Origin of the sequence: Streptomyces sp. NPDC004266 (assembly GCF_042874095.1) — a bacterium.
Lineage (GTDB): Bacteria > Actinomycetota > Actinomycetes > Streptomycetales > Streptomycetaceae > Streptomyces.
In genome coordinates this window covers 200,520-216,854 of sequence record NZ_JBIAMM010000012.1, presented here as the reverse complement: position 1 = coordinate 216,854, position 16,335 = coordinate 200,520, and the positions used below count along the sequence as shown (strand labels likewise).

At 75.5% G+C, this 16,335-nt stretch carries 14 protein-coding genes; 8 read left to right on the top strand and 6 right to left on the bottom strand.

Features of this window, described 5'->3' with window-relative positions:
* The first annotated feature begins 241 nt into the window (after positions 1–241).
* The 4 genes from ACFYUZ_RS27405 (at position 242) to ACFYUZ_RS27390 (ending at position 5,759) form a co-directional block, all read left to right on the top strand.
* Positions 242–829, top strand: a complete 588-nt coding sequence (locus ACFYUZ_RS27405; protein WP_389313543.1) for a TetR/AcrR family transcriptional regulator — start codon at positions 242–244, stop codon at positions 827–829.
* Positions 826–2,472: an MFS transporter gene (locus ACFYUZ_RS27400; RefSeq protein ID WP_389313541.1), complete on the top strand. Its 1,647-nt coding sequence runs from the start codon at positions 826–828 to the stop codon at positions 2,470–2,472. Before ACFYUZ_RS27405 ends, ACFYUZ_RS27400 begins: the two co-directional genes overlap by 4 nt.
* A gap of 1 nt (position 2,473) precedes the next feature.
* Positions 2,474–3,586, top strand: a complete 1,113-nt coding sequence (locus tag ACFYUZ_RS27395) for a PP2C family protein-serine/threonine phosphatase (RefSeq protein ID WP_389313539.1) — start codon at positions 2,474–2,476, stop codon at positions 3,584–3,586.
* A gap of 277 nt (positions 3,587–3,863) precedes the next feature.
* Positions 3,864–5,759: a CocE/NonD family hydrolase C-terminal non-catalytic domain-containing protein gene (locus ACFYUZ_RS27390; RefSeq protein WP_389313537.1), complete on the top strand. Its 1,896-nt coding sequence runs from the start codon at positions 3,864–3,866 to the stop codon at positions 5,757–5,759.
* A 53-nt stretch (positions 5,760–5,812) separates the two neighbouring features.
* Here the strand turns inward: ACFYUZ_RS27390 and ACFYUZ_RS27385 are convergent, their stop codons facing one another.
* Positions 5,813–7,177 (bottom strand): NtaA/DmoA family FMN-dependent monooxygenase, encoded by a 1,365-nt coding sequence (locus ACFYUZ_RS27385; RefSeq protein ID WP_389313535.1) that lies wholly within the window; start codon positions 7,175–7,177, stop codon positions 5,813–5,815.
* Complete coding sequence (locus ACFYUZ_RS27380) at positions 7,174–8,295, bottom strand: LLM class flavin-dependent oxidoreductase (protein WP_389313533.1); 1,122 nt, start codon at positions 8,293–8,295, stop codon at positions 7,174–7,176. Before ACFYUZ_RS27380 ends, ACFYUZ_RS27385 begins: the two co-directional genes overlap by 4 nt.
* 609 nt (positions 8,296–8,904) lie before the next feature.
* Here ACFYUZ_RS27380 and ACFYUZ_RS27375 point away from each other — a divergent pair.
* A complete protein-coding gene (locus tag ACFYUZ_RS27375; RefSeq protein ID WP_389313531.1) occupies positions 8,905–10,083 on the top strand; it encodes an alpha/beta hydrolase family protein in 1,179 nt (392 codons plus the stop codon).
* Positions 10,084–10,101: 18 nt separating this feature from the next.
* On the opposite strand, the gene ACFYUZ_RS27370 is transcribed toward ACFYUZ_RS27375, so the two are convergent.
* From ACFYUZ_RS27370 to ACFYUZ_RS27360, 3 genes are all read right to left on the bottom strand, one after another.
* The gene (locus ACFYUZ_RS27370; RefSeq protein ID WP_389313530.1) at positions 10,102–10,686 is read right to left on the bottom strand and encodes a nucleosidase; all 585 of its coding nucleotides are present in this window, start codon (positions 10,684–10,686) and stop codon (positions 10,102–10,104) included.
* A gap of 319 nt (positions 10,687–11,005) precedes the next feature.
* Entirely contained in the window at positions 11,006–12,424 is a 1,419-nt protein-coding gene (locus tag ACFYUZ_RS27365; RefSeq protein WP_389313528.1) for a VWA domain-containing protein, read from the bottom strand.
* A complete protein-coding gene (locus ACFYUZ_RS27360; protein WP_389313526.1) occupies positions 12,421–13,290 on the bottom strand; it encodes an AAA family ATPase in 870 nt (289 codons plus the stop codon). The genes ACFYUZ_RS27365 and ACFYUZ_RS27360 overlap by 4 nt, the downstream gene beginning before the upstream one ends.
* Before the next feature lie 183 nt (positions 13,291–13,473).
* Between ACFYUZ_RS27360 and ACFYUZ_RS27355 the strand changes: the two genes are divergently transcribed.
* Both ACFYUZ_RS27355 and ACFYUZ_RS27350 read left to right on the top strand, forming a co-directional pair.
* The gene (locus ACFYUZ_RS27355) at positions 13,474–14,649 is read left to right on the top strand and encodes a PP2C family protein-serine/threonine phosphatase (RefSeq protein WP_389313524.1); all 1,176 of its coding nucleotides are present in this window, start codon (positions 13,474–13,476) and stop codon (positions 14,647–14,649) included.
* Between the two features lie 136 nt (positions 14,650–14,785).
* A complete protein-coding gene (locus ACFYUZ_RS27350; RefSeq protein WP_389313523.1) occupies positions 14,786–15,151 on the top strand; it encodes a luciferase family protein in 366 nt (121 codons plus the stop codon).
* Between the two features lie 19 nt (positions 15,152–15,170).
* Here the strand turns inward: ACFYUZ_RS27350 and ACFYUZ_RS27345 are convergent, their stop codons facing one another.
* The gene (locus tag ACFYUZ_RS27345) at positions 15,171–15,662 is read right to left on the bottom strand and encodes a PaaI family thioesterase (RefSeq protein ID WP_389313521.1); all 492 of its coding nucleotides are present in this window, start codon (positions 15,660–15,662) and stop codon (positions 15,171–15,173) included.
* Positions 15,663–15,760: 98 nt separating this feature from the next.
* Between ACFYUZ_RS27345 and ACFYUZ_RS27340 the strand changes: the two genes are divergently transcribed.
* Complete coding sequence (locus ACFYUZ_RS27340; protein WP_389313519.1) at positions 15,761–16,237, top strand: winged helix-turn-helix transcriptional regulator; 477 nt, start codon at positions 15,761–15,763, stop codon at positions 16,235–16,237.
* The last annotated feature ends 98 nt before the right edge of the window (positions 16,238–16,335 follow it).

The following is a 16,335-nucleotide window of genomic DNA, read 5'->3' as shown; positions in this document are numbered from 1 at the left end:
ACGGGAGGACCACTCGGCCCGGCATGACGGACCACGCCCACGGGAACGCGGACGCGGCTGTTGCCTGGCCGAAGGTCTCGCCCGTCCGCGTGATCCGCGGACCCGGTCACCGGGAACCCGAAGGCTCCAGTGTGTCGACGACCGGTTCGCAGGGCTACTCCCCTTCGCTGTCGCCCAGTGTAACGGATGAGGGCGCGAGGGTGGGTAGACACTGTCTACCCGATCTTGGTAGACAGTGTCCATGTCACTGAAAGAGCATGAGGACGGCCTCCGCGACCGGCTCGTCAGGGTCGGCGTCGAGCTGGTGAACGCCGAGGGCACCCAGGCCCTCTCGCTCCGCGAGATCGCCCGTCGCGCCGGCGTCTCCCACGGAGCCCCGCGGCGGTACTTCCCCACCCACCTGGAACTGCTCTCCGCCATCGCCCGCCAGGGCTTCGCCGAACTGGCCGCCCGCGTCGCCCAGGAGGACCCCGAAGGGGCCACGGCCCGCGAACGCGTCGGGGCGCTCGCCCGTGTCTACCTCGACTACGCCGACGCCCGGCGCGGCATGTACGAGCTGATGTTCCGGCACGACCTGCTCGAGAGCGGACGGCTCGGGCTGCGCGAGACCAGCCTGCCGCTCTTCGCCCACCTCACCGGGCTCGTCGCCCGCGTCCGTCCGGCGGCCGACCCCGCCCTCCTCGCCGGCGCCCTCTGGGCCAACCTGCACGGCCTCGCCCAGCTCTGGCACTGGGGCAGCCTCCGCCTCGCCACCGGCGGCGACGACCCGGGGCCCCTGCTGGCCGCCGCGCTCGACGCCCATCTCGGCCCCGTGGAGCCCGCCCCGTGAACCGCACCCTCGCCTGCAGCGTCGTCGGCGCCGCCGTCGTCGCCCTCGACGGCACGGTCCTGACCATCGCCCAACCCGCCCTCCAGCGCGACCTGGGCGCCGAGGTCGGCCAGGTGCAGTGGACCAGCACCGGCTACCTCGTCGCCGTCGCGAGCCTCCTCGTCCTCGCGGGCCGCCTCGGCGACCGGTACGGCCACCACCGGGTCTTCGCCGTCGGCGCCCTCGGCTTCGCCGCCGCCTCCACCGGAATCGCCCTGGCCCCCGGCATCGGCACGGTGATCGCGCTCCGCGTGCTCCAGGGCGTCTGCGGGGCGCTCCTCCAGCCCGCCACCCTCGGCATGCTGCGCACCGCCTTCCCGCCCGAGCGGCTGTCGACCCCGATCGCCGTGCGCACCGCCGCCATCGGCCTCGCCGCCGCGACCGGTCCCCTCGTCGGCGGCGTGCTGGTCTCCTCGTACGGCTGGCGCGCGGTCTTCCTCCTCGGCGTCCCCCCGACCCTCGCCATCGGCCTGCTCGCCCTGACCGCACCGAACCGCAGACGACCGGACTCCCCTGACAACAGGCGCCCCGACCCGCTCGGCGCCCCGCCCTCCCCGGGCCGCCTGCCCACGGATTCCCCCGGCCACCGGGTCACCGGCCCTGCCGCGGCCGGTCCACTCGGTGCTTCGTCCTCCCCGGGCCGCCTGCCCACGGATTCCCCCGGCCACCGGGTTACCGGCCCTGCCGCGGCCGGTCCACTCGGTGCTTCGTCCTCCCCGGGCCGCCTGCCCACGGATTCCCCCGGCCACCGGGCAGCCGGCCCCGGCGCGCTCGATCCGCTCGGGGCCCTCCTGCTCGCCGCCGCGCTCGGGCTGCTCGTCCAGGGGCTCGACGAGGCGTCCCGGCCCGGCGGCATCGGTGCCGCCGTCCTCGCCTGGAGCGCGGCCCTCGGCGCAGGGGTGGCCTTCGCGCGGCACGAGCGGCGCGCCGCGGACCCGTTGCTGCCCCCGGCGCTGCTCCGGAGCGTGCCGGTCGTCGCGGGGCTCGCCGTGCTCCTCGCGGCCTCCGCGGCCCTCTCCGGCGCGCTCTTCGTGGCGACGTACTTCCTCCAGGACGTCCAGGGGCTCGACCCCCTCGACTGCGCGCTGCGCGTCCTGCCCCTCGCCGTCCTCATGGTCCTCGGCGCGCCGCTCTGCCCGCCGCTCCAGCGCCGCTTCGGCCCCCGGCGCACCGCCACCGCCGGGGCCGGGCTGCTCACGCTCGGGGTCCTCCTGCTCTCCCGGCTCGACGCGACCGCCGGCGCGGCCCCCGTCGGCGTCGCCTCCGCGCTTCTCGGCGCCGGGTTCGTGACGCTCATGGTCACCGCGACCTCCGTCGTCGTACACCGCGCCCCCGCGGCCCACGCCGGGGTCGCCGGCGGCCTCCAGCAGACCGTGATGAACGTCGGCCCGGCACTCGGCGTCGCCACCGCGACCCTCCTCCTCGCCCTGGTCCCCGACGGCGGCTTCGTACCGGTCCGGGGGGCCGCGCTCCCGGCCCTGGCGGCGATCGCCGCGCTCGCCGTCCCGGCCGCCCTGGCCCTGCCCGGCCGGGCCGACCGCGGGAGGACACGCCCGGACCCGACGACACCCCGGCCCGGCGGACGGGCCTGCGTACGATCATGAGATGTCCGCAGTCGGTCACCGCCGTCCCCCCGGCGCGGCGGCGCGCACCCAGTTCAACCTCGGTCGCGCGCTGCCCTTCCTGGTCCTGGTCCTGACGGTCGTCGCCGAGCTGCTCACCCCCGACCGGGAGCACTTCGACCGGCTCCTCGTCGCCGCGCCCGCGCTCGCCGCCGTCACCTGGAGCGTGCGCGGGACCGTCGGCATCGGACTGCTGGCCATGGCCGTCCGTGTGCTCCTCGACCCGACCCGGGAGGCGGCGTCCGCCGGCGAGCTCCTCGCCAGCGAGACGGTGCTCGCGGTGGCGACCGCCGTCGCGGCCTGGGTGAGCCGGGTCAGGTCCCGCTACGAGCGGGACCTGCGGGAGGTGACCGCCGTCGCCGAGGTCGTCCAGCGGGTCGTCCTGCGCCCGCTGCCCGAGCGCCTCGGCCGCTTCGATCTGCACCTGCTGTACGTCGCGGCCGCGGCCAAGGCGAGGATCGGCGGCGACTTCTACGAGGCCGTCAGGATCCCCGGCGCGGTGCGCGTCATGCTCGGCGACGTCCAGGGGAAGGGCCTCGGCGCCGTCGAGACCGCCTCCGTCCTGCTCGGCTCCTTCCGCGCCGCCGTCAACGAGGCCCGCGACCTGGCGGACCTCGCGGACCGGCTCGACGAGGGCCTCGCCCGCTACGGCGCCTGGGACCCGGACTCCGACGCCGCCGAACGCTTCGCCACCGTCGTCCTGGTGGAGCTCCCCGACGGCCGTGACGTCGCACGGCTCCTCAGCTGCGGCCATCCCGCCCCGCTGCTCCAGCGGGCGACCGGCGTCGAGCCCGTGCACTTCGCCGACCCCTCGCTGCCCGTCAACCTCGCCGGTCTCGCCGACAGCCACCACCGGATCGAGGAGGTGCCCTTCGGGCCGGGGGACCGGCTGCTCCTCTACACCGACGGGGTCAGCGAGACCCGCGACCGGGCCGGCACCTTCTACCCGCTGGAGCTGCGCCTGCGGGGCTGGGCCCGGGAACCGGCCGCGGAGCTGCCCGCGCTCCTCCACCGGGACCTCGCCGCCTACGGGGCGGACGGCCTCGACGACGACGTGGCCGCCGTCCTGGTGGTGCGCCCGCACGAAACCCCCTGAGGAACGTCCGGAAAGCCCCGCCCGGGCCGCGACGTCCGGCGGGCCCCGATCCGCCGGACGGGCCCCGGGACGTCCTGCCGATCGGGCCGGACACCCCGGGCGCCGCCCCCGCGTCCCCCCCCAAACGTCATGCCCGGGGCGGCTTGTGTCGTTGACGCCCGGTTGCGCGTCCCGTGCGCCGTTCGTGCGCTCTGGTCGCTCCGTTCCCGGTACGTGAGGCTTGCGACCGTCCGCAGAGCGGACCGCCAGCAGCCCAGTCGAGAGGAAACGGGTGCCCGTGCCCCAGGACAACCCCTTCGCCAACGGATCGTCCGAAGAGTTCCCCGGCTTCCCGGGCACCACGACGGGCCTCACCGCCGCCGAGGCCTCCCGCCTCGCCGGCCGCGGCCTCTGGGCCGCCGACGGCACCGTCGACCCCGACGTCGTCCGCCTCGGCCGGACCCTCGCCACCGCCCTCCTGGACGGAGGCGGCGACGCCCCCCGGGCCCTGCTCCCCGCCCGACTCGCCGCGCGCGTCGAGGAGGTGCGGGGCCTGGCCCTGCCCGCGTACCACCGCATCGAGGCCACGGACGGCATCCGCCTCTCCGCCCTCAGCCTCCGGCAGTCGGCCCCCGGCCCCCACCCGCTCGTCGTCGTCCCGGCCGGCTGGACCCCCTACGGCTGGCCGCTGTTCCTCTGGTCCTACCTCGACCTCGCCCTCAGGGGCTACCACGTCCTCGCCTACACGCCCCGCGGCCTCGGCGTCCCCGGACTGCCCTCCACCTCCGAAGGCCTCGTCGACATCGCAGGGCCCCACGACTGGGCCGACGGCTCGGCCGTCGTCGACTTCGCGGTCGACCACCTCGCCCCGAGCGCGATCGGCTTCCTCGGCGAGTCCTACGGCTCCGGCATCAGCCAGCTCGTCGCCGCCCACGACGACCGCGTCACCGCCGTCGTCGCCCTCAGCACCTGGGGGAACCTCGCCACCAGCCTCTACGACCACGGCACCCGCCACCTCGCGGCCGTGAAGGCCCTCCTCGCGCTCACCGGCGGCCCGGTGGAGACCAAGTTCGACCAGGCGAACCAGGAGATCCTGGCCGACTTCCTCGCCGACCGGAACCTCGACCGGATCGTCGAGTGGGGCCGGCTGCGCGCCCCCGAGTCGTACCTCCACCTCACCAACGAGAACGAGACCCCCACCTTCTTCTCGAACACCTGGCACGAGGGCCTCTTCGCCGTCAACCAGCTCCTGGAGACCTTCGAGGGCCTCGAGGTGCCCAAGCGGCTCAACCTCTGGATCGGCGACCACGCCGCCCCCGAGGGCCCGGGACTCGTCGGCACGGAGCCCGGCGGGGCGAACCTCCCGCTGGCCGAGGCGTACGCCTGGCTCGACCACCACCTCAAGGGCGAACGCAACGGCGTCGAGGAGTGGGAACAGGTCTGCAGCCAGGTGATGTTCACCTACGTCACCGAACCCGTCCTCGACCCCGGCACCGGCGAGCCGACCGGAGAGAACCGCGTCGTCGAAGAGGCCTTCCGGGAGAGCCGCGCCGACTGGAGCCGGGTCACCACCGGCGTCGAGGTCTTCGGACTCACCGGCGACGGCGCGGGCGGCGCCGACGGACGGCTCCTCCCCGCGGGCGAGACGACGGCCCCCTCGGAGGTCACCGGCTGGCGCCGTGCCTTCCTCGCGGGAGTGGACACCGAGGCCACCGTCATGGACGGCCTCATGAGGACCGGCCAGGCGGAACGCGCCGGCAATCCCAAGACCTACGAGACCCGCAAGATCGACCGCAGGCACGCCGTCGTCTGGACCACCGCACCGCTCACCCCCCTGACGGGCGACGGCGCGACCGGCCGCCGCGTCCGGGGCGCCCCGCGGCTGCGCCTCACGGTCCGCTCAACGGCCGGCTCGGCCGGTCTCGTCGCCCATCTCTTCGACGTCGCCGAGGACGGCACGGCCCGGATCGTCACCCACGAGCCGCTCAACGTGTACGGGCTGACGCCCGACCAGGACCGCACCGTGACCTGGCGGCTCCAGGCCGCCGCGTACGACATCGCCCCGGGACACCGGCTGATGCTGGTCGTCGACAGCAAGGACCCGCTGTACGGGGACGCCTCCGTGACCTGGACGCAGACGGTCCTCAGCTCCCCGGAGGGTGCGCCGGCCTTCCTCGAACTGCCGCTGGGCTGACACCGGAGGCCGCGCCGTGGGTGCCCGGCTCCCCGGGCGCCCACGGCGCGGTGTCACACCGCCGGCGCGAGCCCCAGATGCTCCCGCAGCGTCGTCCCCGTGTACGCCGTCCGGTACACGCCCCGCTCCTGGAGCTCCGGCACGAGCAGCTCCACGATGTCGTCGAGTCCGTCCGGCACCAGGTACGGCGAGATGTTGAAGCCGTCGACGGCGCCGTACCGGGCGAACCGGGCGAACTTCTCCGCGAGCCCGGCGGGGGTGCCGACATGACCGCGCTGCGGACCGAGCTCGATGACCGTCTCGCGCAGCGACCAGCCGTTGGCGTCGGCCTTCGCCCGCCACTCGGCCACCGTGTCCAGGGTCTCGCCCAGCTGACGGGTGCCGAACTTCCCGTCGTACTCGGCGACCACCGGATCCTCGGAGGGCAGCGGCCCGTCCGCGTCCCGTCCGGACAGGTCGAAGCCCCACAGCCGGCTCGCGATGCCCAGCGCGACGGCGGGCGTGACCTGTTCGAGTCGGACCCATCGGGCCTTCTCCTCCGCCTCCTTCTCGGTGGCCCCGATGACGATCTCCGTGCCCGGCAGGATCCGCAGGGCGTCCTCCGGCCGCCCGGCCGCCCGCAGCCGGCCACGGACGTCCTCGGCGAAGGCCAGGGCGTCGTCGAAGTCCGTACCGTGCGCGGAGAAGATCACGTCCGCGTTGCGGGCCGCGAAGTCCCGCCCCTCGCCGGAATCGCCCGCCTGGAAGATCACCGGATGGCCCTGCGCGCTGCGCGGCAGCGTCGGCGCCAGATCGACGTCGAAGTGGTCGGTCCGCGACCGTACGCGTCCCACCGCCCCCGGCACCGACCAGGACCGGGCCTCGGCGGACCCGGCGACCGCGCCCTCCGCCCAGCCGTTCCACACGGCGCGCGCCACGGAGAGGAACTCCTCGGCGCGCCGGTAGCGGTCGGCGTGGTCGAGGAAGCCGCCCCGCCGGAAGTTCTCGCCGGTCCAGGCGTTGTGCGTGGTCACCACGTTCCAGCCGGCCCGGCCGCCGGAGAGCAGATCGAGCCCCGCGAGCCGCCGGGCGAGGTCGCCGGGCTCGTTGAAGGTCGTGTTGGACGTGGAGACCAGACCGATCCGCTCGGTCGCGGCGGCGAGCGCCGACAGCTGGGTGATCGAGTCCGGGCGGCCGGCGACGTCCAGCTCGTGGATGCCTCCCCCCGACTCGCGCAGCCGCAGGCCGTCCCCGAGGAAGAACGCGTCGAAGAGTCCGCGCTCGGCGGTCCTGGCCACCCGCAGGAAGGACGCCGGATCGATCTGGGAGCCGCTGGACGGGTCCGACCAGATCGTCCAGTGGTTGACGCCCTGGAAGAACACCCCGAAGTGCAGCCGGGCGTCCGGGCGCGGGACGTCGTTCGCATCGGCGCGGGTCATCGGGTCTCCTCCCGGACGGGCGCGGCGGCCCCGTCGGTCGTGAAGCGGCTGAGGGGCCGGGGGAGCCCCAGGGCGGTGCGCAGGGTGGTGCCCGGCAGCGGGCGTGCGGCGATCCGCCGCACGAACAGCTCGGGCAGGACGAGACGGGAGAGCACCGCCAGGTCCTCGTCGAGGACGAGCGGCCGCAGCCGCACCCCGTCGACGTGGCCGCCGAGCTCGGCCAGGAGGTCCACGAGACCGGCCGCGGGACCGGCGTAGCGCAGCCGGTCCGGGCCGGCCTCCCAGGGGGAGTGCCGCTCCAGGTCGGCGATCCGCTCCCGGGCCGTCTCGCCCGGGGTGTCGAGGGCGACCTCCAGTTCGGCGAAGGCGAGCGGCGTGCCCGCGGCGAGGGCCGCCCCGCCCGCCTCGGCCGGCGTCGCCCCGCCGACGAGGGCCACGTCGGCGAGACCGGCCGGTACGAGACCCGGGCGGGCGAGGACCACGGGACGGCCCTGCGGCGGCCGCGGCACGATCGACGGGCCCTTCACGGAGTACGTCTCTCCCGTGAAGTCGATGGCGTGGAGCCGCGACCGGTCCAGGTAGCGGCTGGTGGCCACCGACCGGATCACCGCGTCGTCCTCCCACGAGTCCCACAGGTCCCGTACGACCCGGAGGCCGTCGTGCGCCTCACGGGCGCGGGCGTCGGCACCCTCGACGACCGGCCGCCCCCAGGCACGCGCGGCGGCCGGATCCTCCTCGGCCCCCACCACCCACCCGGCCCGGCCCGCCGAGACGTGGTCGAGCGAGGCGAGCTGCGAGGAGACGTGGAACGGCTCTGCGTACGTGGTCGCCACGACCGGCGCCACACCGAGGACGCTCGTCGACGCGGCCACGAACGCGGCCCGCTCCACCGCGCCGATCCGGCCCACGGGGCCGGAGCCGTCCCCGGCGCCGGGCGGCAGGATCGAGTCCTCCAGGGTGACCAGGGTGAATCCGGCGTTCTCGGCGACGGCCGCGACCCGGGCGAGCCGGCGCGGGGTCAGCAGCTCGTCGGGGGAGTGGGCGGCACGGCGCCACGCGGCGGGATGGGCACCGTCGCCGTCGATCTCGACGGCCAGGCGCAGGGCGGGGCGGGGCATGGGGGTCCTTCCGAACGACAGGGACGCGCCACGGCACGGCAGCGGTGCGGAGCACGGCTGCACGGGGCCGGGCGACGGGACGTCACGGGACGCGCGGACCCACGCGGGGCGGGGTCAGGCGCGAGGGGAAGGACAGATGGCCGAGGAGGTACGGCAGAAGTCGACGTGCCGACGGCAGACCAGGAGGGCACGGGAAAGGGCGGGGACGTGCGCCACGGCGATCGCTGCGAGCACGTGCGCCTCCCCCCCGGTCATGGTCCCGTCCGGGTGCGTGGACGGGGAGGCCTCACCTTAGGCAGGCCGCCTTCCGCGCTGTCAAGGCCGTCCCGACCGACGGGACGTCAGGACGGCGGCGAGGGAGGGGAGTCGGGTCGGCGCGGAAGCGGGGAGGAGCGGGGAGGGGAGGGGAGGCGCGTCGGTGCAGGGACGAGGAGGGAGGACGGGGCGGCGGCCCGCCGGTCCCGGCCCGTCCCCGCCGGACGCCCCGTCCTGCTCCCGGCCCCGCCCTCCGCTCCCCCTCGGGCCGGATCCCGCGTCCGTCCCCGGGCTGACCTCGGATCAGCCCGGGGGCGGACGCGGGGTCCCGGCGCCGGCGCCTAGCGTGCCCGCATGATCCGTTTCACCAGGGCGGCCGCGGTCGCCGTTCTCCTCTGCTCCCTCGCCTTACCCGCCGGCGTCGCCACGGCGGCAGGACCGGCGACCGATGCTCCGGCCGTCGCCGGTACGGCACAGGCGGCCCGGGCCGCCGTGCTGCCGGCGCCCACCGGACCGTACGCGGTCGGCAGCACGGTCCTGCCGCTCGTCGACCGCTCCCGTACCGACCCCTGGGTGCCCACCGCCGACGGCCGGGCGCTCATGGTCACGCTGCACTACCCGGCCGCCCACCCCGGCGGCGGCCGCCCCGCCCCGTACGCCACGCAGGAGGAGGCGCGGCTGCTCGCCGAGCAGCTCGGGCCCGGCGTCTCCGGCGACGTGCTCGCCCGCACCCGCACCCACAACAGGACCGGCGTCGGGCCCGCGCCCGGCCGGCACCCCCTGGTGCTGCTCTCGCCGGGCTTCGGCGTCTCCCGCTGGACGCTCACCCATCTCGCCGAGGACCTCGCCTCGCGGGGTTACGTCGTGGCCTCCGTCGACCACGCCTACGAGTCGTACGGGATCAGTCTTCCCGGCGGCCGCACCCTCACCTGCGTCGCCTGCACGGCCCTCGACGAGGGCGGGGTGCACGGCAGCGTCGTCACCTCCACGCGCGCCGCCGACATGCGGTACGTCCTGGACCGGCTGACCGGGCCGAAGCCCGTCTGGCGGTACGCCGACGTGATCGACGCGCGCCGCGTCGGCATGGCCGGGCACTCCATCGGAGGGGCGAGCGCGGCCTCCGCCATGGTGGCCGACCCGCGCATCGACGCCGGGATCAACATGGACGGCGCCTTCTGGGAGGACCTCCCCGCGGAGGGCCTGCGGGGCCGCCCGTTCCTGATGCTCGGGACCCACGACGGCACGCACCTGCCCGGCGGGCAGGACGCCAGCTGGGACCGGGCGTGGACCGCGCTCGACGGCTGGAAGCGCTGGATCACGGTCGCCGGATCCGAGCACTTCACCTTCTCCGACGGCCCCGTGATCGCACGTCACTTCGGCCTCCCCCAGCCGGAACTGCCCACCGACCGGGCCGTCGCCGTCACCCGGACCTACGTCGCGGCCTTCTTCGACCAGCACCTGCGCGGGCTCCCGCGCCCGGTCCTCGACGGCCCGACGCCCGCGAACCCGGAGGTCCACTTCCAGCACCGCTGAGCCGCTCCCGGGCGGGGGTCAGGAGCGGTACGGGGTGTTCGCCTCCGCCCAGTCGGCCAGCGCCCGCGCGCACTCGGCGACCGATTCCCGCCAGGTGCGCGCGGCACCCTCGCCGGCCTCGTCGCTGACGTGCTTCACGATGCGCAGCGGCACCCCGGCGAGCTCCGCCGCCGCGGCGAGGGCGTACCCCTCCATGTCGACCAGCGGCGCCCGCTCGGCGAGCCGGGCGCGCGCCGCCTCGTCCGAGACGAACGTGTCGCCGGTGGCCAGGACCACGTCACCGCCGTCCGGCAGCGCCAGCGGAGCGCCGTACGTCTCGCCGGTCAGCGTGGCGAGCAGCTCGCCGTCGAGGTCGTGCTGCACCACCGTGCCGACGACGTGCGTCCCGGTCCAGCCCGGCCGCAGGGCCCCGGCCGTCCCCAGGTTCACGATCCCGGACGGCCGCGGGCCCCGGCCGAGGACGGTGGCGAGCGCGGTCGCCGCGTTCACCTTGCCCATGCCGGTGAGCAGGACGGGCAGCTCCGTGTCGAGGAACTGCGCCTCCTCCTTGACGGCGAGGACGAGCAGGGGGCGGTCGGCCGTGATCTCTCCCAAGAGTTCCATGGGGGCCACGCTAGTTCGAGGGGCCGCCCGCCGTACAACCGGGCGGCCCTCGGCCCGGGGAAAGACCCTGCTCCGCGAGCTCCTCGCCCAGCACGCGCAGGGCCTTCGGCCCACGCCGCGCAGCGGGGCCGGCTCGGCGGCGGGCATGCCGGCGAGCCGCGCGAGCCGGGTGTACCCGGCCGCGCCGAGCGCGCGGGTCGCGGGCGCGCCGGTTCCACGGGGGAGGCCCTTCTCGGGCCGGTCGGATCCGTCCGCCAGGGAGCGATCGTGCCACGGCGCGGGCGGGGTGGCAGGCCGGTCCACGGCGTGGGCCCCGTCGTCACACCGGGAGCAGCCGGCCGATCAGCTCCCCCAGCTGGCGGGCGTTGCGGCACGGGCGCATCTCCACCAGCTCGGCGTAGGCCGGGGCCACCGAGTCGCCCGTGCCCCAGAGCGAGGGCTGCTCGGGGTTGAGCCAGTGGACCCGGCGCGCGCGGTCCGCGACGAGACGCAGAGCCGCCAGGTTCGGATCGGCCCCGTTGGTGCGGGCGTCACCGAGGACGAAGACGACCGTGCGCGGGCCGACCGCCTCCGCGTACCGCTCGGCGAACTCCCCGAGCGCCGTCCCGTAGTCGCTCTGCCCGTGCCACCCCGTGAGCTCCGCCTCCGCGAGGATGCGGTCGCCGAGCCCCGCCGGGTCGGCCGAACCCCGCGCGATCAGCCCGGTCACCTCGTCCGCCCGGTTGACGAAGGCGAAGACCCGCACGCGGCTGAACTGGTCGTGCAGGGCTTGCACCAGCAGCATCGTGAACTGCGCGAAACCGGCCACCGAGCCCGACACGTCGCACAGCAGGACCAGTTCGGGGCGCCGGGGGCGGCGCCGTCGCAGGACCGGGCGCACCGGCACGCCCCCGGTCGACAGCGAGCCGCGCAGGGTCCGCCGCAGATCGATCTCCCCGCGCGCCGCCCGGCGCCGCCGCGCCGCGAGCCGGGTGGCCAGCTTCCGCGCCAGCGGCCGTACCGTACGCCGCAGCTCGTCCAGCTGCGCCCGTCCGGCCAGCAGGAAGTCCACGCCGTCCGCCGTCCCCGCGACCGCCCGCCGCGCGACCCGGTCACGGCCCTGCCCCTCGGCGACGCGCCGCCGGGCCTCGGTCCGCACGCGCTCCCGGAAGGCCTCGATGCGCCGCCGGATCTCGTCGTCGAGCAGCCGCTCGGTGAACTCAGGGTCATCGGCCGCGGCCGTCGCGCGCAGCCGCTCGCGCACCCGGGCGAGCAGCGTTTCGGGGCGCAGGCGGGAGAGCGTCTGGTACGAGGACCAGCCGTCCGACTCCGGACCGGAGCCGTAGCCGCCGAACCCGCCCACCGCCTCGGCGGCCAGCCGGTCGAGCGCGGCGCCGTCTCCGGCGGTGAGGGCCTCGGCGAGCCGCTCCCGCAGCGCGGCGAGGTCCGCGGACGTGTTCCCGTACGCCTCGGCCGGGCCGGGAGCGGTGCCGAGCGGGAAGTACAGGTCGAAGACCTGGTCGAACACCCTCCGCCGGCCCTCTCCGTGGAGCAGCGTCGCCGCCAGCGCCTCCCGCACCCGCTCCCGTTCGGCGAAGCCGACGGCTTCGAGGGCCAGCCCGGCGTCCACGGTCTCCCCGGTGCCGATCCCGAACCCGTGCGCGCGCAGCGCCGAGACGAGCCCGGTGAGCCGCGCCGCGACCCCGGCGGGGGCGACGGGGCCGGCCGGGTCCGCCGTACCGGCGTCCGCCGGGCTCACACCGTGTCCAGGTCGAGCTTGGCCGCCGCCTTCACGATGTCCTCCTGGTGCTTGAGGAGCACGCCGAGGGTCTCCCGCACGACCCGTTCGTCCAGCCGGTCCGCGCCGAGCGCGAGCAGCGTGCGGGCCCAGTCGATCGTCTCCGACACGGAGGGCACCTTCCGCAGGTCCATCGCCCGCAGCGCCCCCACCACCCGTACGACGGACGCGGCGAGTTCGGCGTCGAGGCCGGGGACCTTGAGAGTCAGGATCCTGCGCTCCAGCTCCTCCTCGGGGAAGCCGATGTGCAGGAAGAGGCAGCGGCGGCGCAGCGCCTCGGACAGCTCGCGGCCGGCGTTCGAGGTGAGCACGGTGAAAGGCCGCCGCGTCGCCGTGATCGTGCCGAGCTCGGGCACGGTGATCTGGAAGTCCCCGAGCACTTCGAGGAGCAGCCCCTCCACCTCGACGTCGGCCTTGTCGGTCTCGTCGATGAGCAGCACCGTCGGCTCCTCGGAGCGGATCGCGGTGAGCAGCGGCCGGGGGAGCAGGAACTCCTCGCCGAAGATGTCCGTCCGTGTCTCGTCCCAGGACTCGCCCCGCCCGGCCGTGATGCGCAGCAGCTGCTTGGCGTGGTTCCACTCGTACAGGGCGCGGGACTCGTCCACGCCCTCGTAGCACTGCAGCCGGACCAGGCGTGCCCCGGCGACCTCGGCGACGGCCTTGGCGAGCTGCGTCTTGCCGACGCCGGCCGGGCCCTCGACGAGCAGCGGCTTGCCCAGCCGGTCGGCGAGGAAGACGGTGGTGGCGACGGCCGGCGACGCCAGGTAGCCGGTCGTGGCGAGCCGTTCGGCGACGTCGTCGACGGAGGTGAAGAATCCGGTCGTCATGGCTGTCCCCCCGGGGAAGCGGAATCTCTTACTGGCCAGTAGCCTCAGCTGTACTCGATCAGATCGGGCACCACCGCACAACCGTCCCGCACGAGCTCCGTGCCGAGCGTGGGGCGGTCGGACGGTGGTGCAATGGGGGGACCGGGTGCGCGACCCGGCGGCCCGCACGGCGGTGGAGGTGTCGTGACGGAACGGGACGAGGCCCTTCTGACCAGGGCACGGGCCCTGGAGCAGGCGATCGGCGAGATCGGCACGACGCTCGACGAGACGGCCACCTGCCGTGAACTCGCGGCCTTCCTCGCCCGCCACCTCCACGGCGCCGTCACGGTCGACCTCCTCGACGAACCGGGAACCCCGCCCCGCCGCGCGGCATCCACCGCCCCGCCGCCCCCCGGAGCCTCCGCCGCGGGCCCGGCGGTCTCCGGGGCTTCCCGCGCGGGCTCCGGCGCGGCCCGGGTCTCCGTCGTGCCCCCGGACGCCCCCAGCGTCGCCGTCCCCCTCGCCGTTCACGACGAGGCCCCCTGGGGGACCGTGACCGTCACGCGCCACGGGCCCGGTCTCTCCGTCGACGAGGTCGCGCTCCTCGGGCAGGCGGCCCGGCTGGCCGCCCGGCACATCGGTCACGCCCGCCGCCTCGCCGCCACGGAGGACACCGCGCTCCACCTCCAGCGCGCCCTCGTCGCCGAACCCGGCCGACCGCACCCCAACCTGGAGATCGCGGGCGGCTACCTCCCGGCGGGTCCCCGCGCCCTCGTGGGCGGCGACTGGTTCGAGACCGTGCGCCTCCACTTCGGCCGCAGCCTTCTCGTCGTCGGCGACGTGATGGGCCACGGGCTCGACGCGGCCGTCGACATGAACGCCTACCGCACGGCGCTCCGCGAGGTCGCGGCGACCGATCTGCCCCCGCACCGGGTGCTGCGCCACCTCGACTCGGTGGTCGCCCAGGACGACGCCCGCCGCCCCGCCACCTGCCTGCTCGTCCGGGTGGACCCGACCCGTGGCACCGCGACCTTCGCCAGTGCCGGGCACCTGCCGCCCGCCGTGTTCGGCCCGGACGGCTCCGCCGAGCTCGTCGACCTCCCGGTGGGGCCGCCGCTGGGCACCGGCCTCGGAGGCTACGAACCCACCACGCGCCCGCTCGCCCCCGGCGAGACCCTGCTGATCTTCACCGACGGCCTCGTCGAGCGGCGCGGGGAGGACATCGACCTGTCGCTCGCCCGTCTCGCCGCCCTCCGGCTCCCCGCGGGCTCCGGCCCCGAGCAGGTCGTCGAAGAGGTGCTCCACCGCCTCGACGCGCATCACGCGGAGGACGACGTGGCCGTCCTCGCCGCCAGGGTCCGCTCCCGCCCCACAGCATGACACAGAGTCACCCCATCCCCACGCGCAGCCGTGACGCACGGTCACACCACCCCCTCCGACGACCTGTTTCACGCCGCGGCGGGATTGTTGCGGTAGGACGCTTGTGCACGGACCCGCGGCCCGGCACGCTCCTCGTATGAACACGGCCAGGCATGCCAGTGAACGTCTGATGAGCTGGCCCTCGCTGACCCCCGGCCGCGCCCATTGCGGCGCCGAGCTCGGACTGGGCACCGGGACGCAGGAGATCGTCCACTTCCACGGTGAACACGAGGCGGACGTCCACCTCACGCGCGCCATGGTCGCGAAGCTGCGCCCGGCCCTCCTCGGGTCGAGCGCGGTCCGGTTGCGGGCCGGGTCGGGCTGGGTGACGGTCCGTCTGGACATGGGCTCGGACATCGACCTGCTGGCCACCCTGGTGAGCGCCGCCCTCCAGGCCAACGGCGTCCCCGACGTCGCCCCGGACGGCTGCACCCGCACCCTGCCGGTTCCCGGCACTCGCTGACCCCGAGGGCGCCGGAGGGCTACGAGGGGACCGGGAAGAGCATGCACGTGCTCGTCGCGTGCGCGAGGAGCCGGTCCTCCGCGTCGTACAGGCCCGCCTCCGCCAGTGCCGTGCGGCGCCCCCGCGACAGCACGGTGCCGACGGCCCGGACCTTGCCCGTGTCCATCGTGATCGGGCGGAGGAAGCGGGTCGACAGGTCGAGCGAGGTGTACGCCGTGCCCTGCGGGAGCGTGCTGTGCACCGCGCAGCCGGCGGCCGAGTCGAGCAGGGTCGCGTAGACCCCGCCGTGCACGCTTCCGATCGGGTTGTAGTGCTCCTCGCCGGGTTCGAGCGCGAACACCGCGCGTCCCGGCTCGACCTCCTCCAGGGAGAAGCCGAGCAGGGCGGCGATCGGCGGCGCGGGCAGCCGGCCCGCCACCATCTCCCGCAGGAAGTCGATGCCCGCCATCGACATCGCGGCGCGCGCGGTGGCCCCGGCGTCCTCCCACTCGACCGTGCGTGACCGCCCCATCACCACTCCACTCCGCTGACCATCTGGCTCTGTATGGCGAAGCTAGCCTCCGTGTCGGCTGACTGTCAACGACAGAGCCAGGTGGCTACAGTGGGCGGATGAACTGGCTGGAGACGGATACGGAGAACTGCCCGGTCCGCCGTGCCCTGGACGTCGTGGGCGAGAAATGGAGCCTGCTCATCCTGCGCGAGGCCTTCAACGGCGTCCGCAGGTACGACGAGTTCCGCCACCACCTCGGCCTCTCGGAAGCCGTCCTCGCCGACCGCCTCCGCAAGCTCGTCGCCGCCGGGGTCCTGCGCAGCGAGCCCTACCGCGAACCCGGCGCCCGCACCCGCAACGAGTACCGGCTCACCCGCAAGGGCGTCGACCTCTGGCCCGTGCTCCTCGCCCTCAAACAGTGGGGCGACACCCACGCCGCCGAGCCCGAGGGCCCGGTCCTCGACATCCGGCACACCGACTGCGGCGCCCCCGTACGCGTCGTCGTCCAGTGCGAGGGCGAGGAACGGGCCGTCCTCACCGCCCGCGACGTCACCGTCCGCCCAGGCCCCGGCGCCCGCCCGTTCCGGGCCCGGTGACCGCTCGCCCGCTCCCGACCCGGTGACCGTCCGCCCGCTCCCGGCCCGGTGACCCGAGCCGGGGGCCGCCCACCCGTTCGGCCCCACCCCTGAGATGT

What these genes read in the sequence shown, in the direction of transcription:
- ACFYUZ_RS27340 (WP_389313519.1), top strand. Translation starts at nt 15,761, where the DNA reads ATGAACTGGCTGGAGACGGATACGGAGAACTGCCCGGTCCGCCGTGCC.
- ACFYUZ_RS27375 (WP_389313531.1), top strand. Translation starts at nt 8,905, where the DNA reads ATGATCCGTTTCACCAGGGCGGCCGCGGTCGCCGTTCTCCTCTGCTCC.
- ACFYUZ_RS27380 (WP_389313533.1), bottom strand. Translation starts at nt 8,295, where the DNA reads ATGCCCCGCCCCGCCCTGCGCCTGGCCGTCGAGATCGACGGCGACGGT.
- ACFYUZ_RS27345 (WP_389313521.1), bottom strand. Translation starts at nt 15,662, where the DNA reads ATGGGGCGGTCACGCACGGTCGAGTGGGAGGACGCCGGGGCCACCGCG.
- ACFYUZ_RS27405 (WP_389313543.1), top strand. Translation starts at nt 242, where the DNA reads ATGTCACTGAAAGAGCATGAGGACGGCCTCCGCGACCGGCTCGTCAGG.
- ACFYUZ_RS27360 (WP_389313526.1), bottom strand. Translation starts at nt 13,290, where the DNA reads ATGACGACCGGATTCTTCACCTCCGTCGACGACGTCGCCGAACGGCTC.
- ACFYUZ_RS27395 (WP_389313539.1), top strand. Translation starts at nt 2,474, where the DNA reads ATGTCCGCAGTCGGTCACCGCCGTCCCCCCGGCGCGGCGGCGCGCACC.
- ACFYUZ_RS27350 (WP_389313523.1), top strand. Translation starts at nt 14,786, where the DNA reads ATGAACACGGCCAGGCATGCCAGTGAACGTCTGATGAGCTGGCCCTCG.
- ACFYUZ_RS27370 (WP_389313530.1), bottom strand. Translation starts at nt 10,686, where the DNA reads ATGGAACTCTTGGGAGAGATCACGGCCGACCGCCCCCTGCTCGTCCTC.
- ACFYUZ_RS27385 (WP_389313535.1), bottom strand. Translation starts at nt 7,177, where the DNA reads ATGACCCGCGCCGATGCGAACGACGTCCCGCGCCCGGACGCCCGGCTG.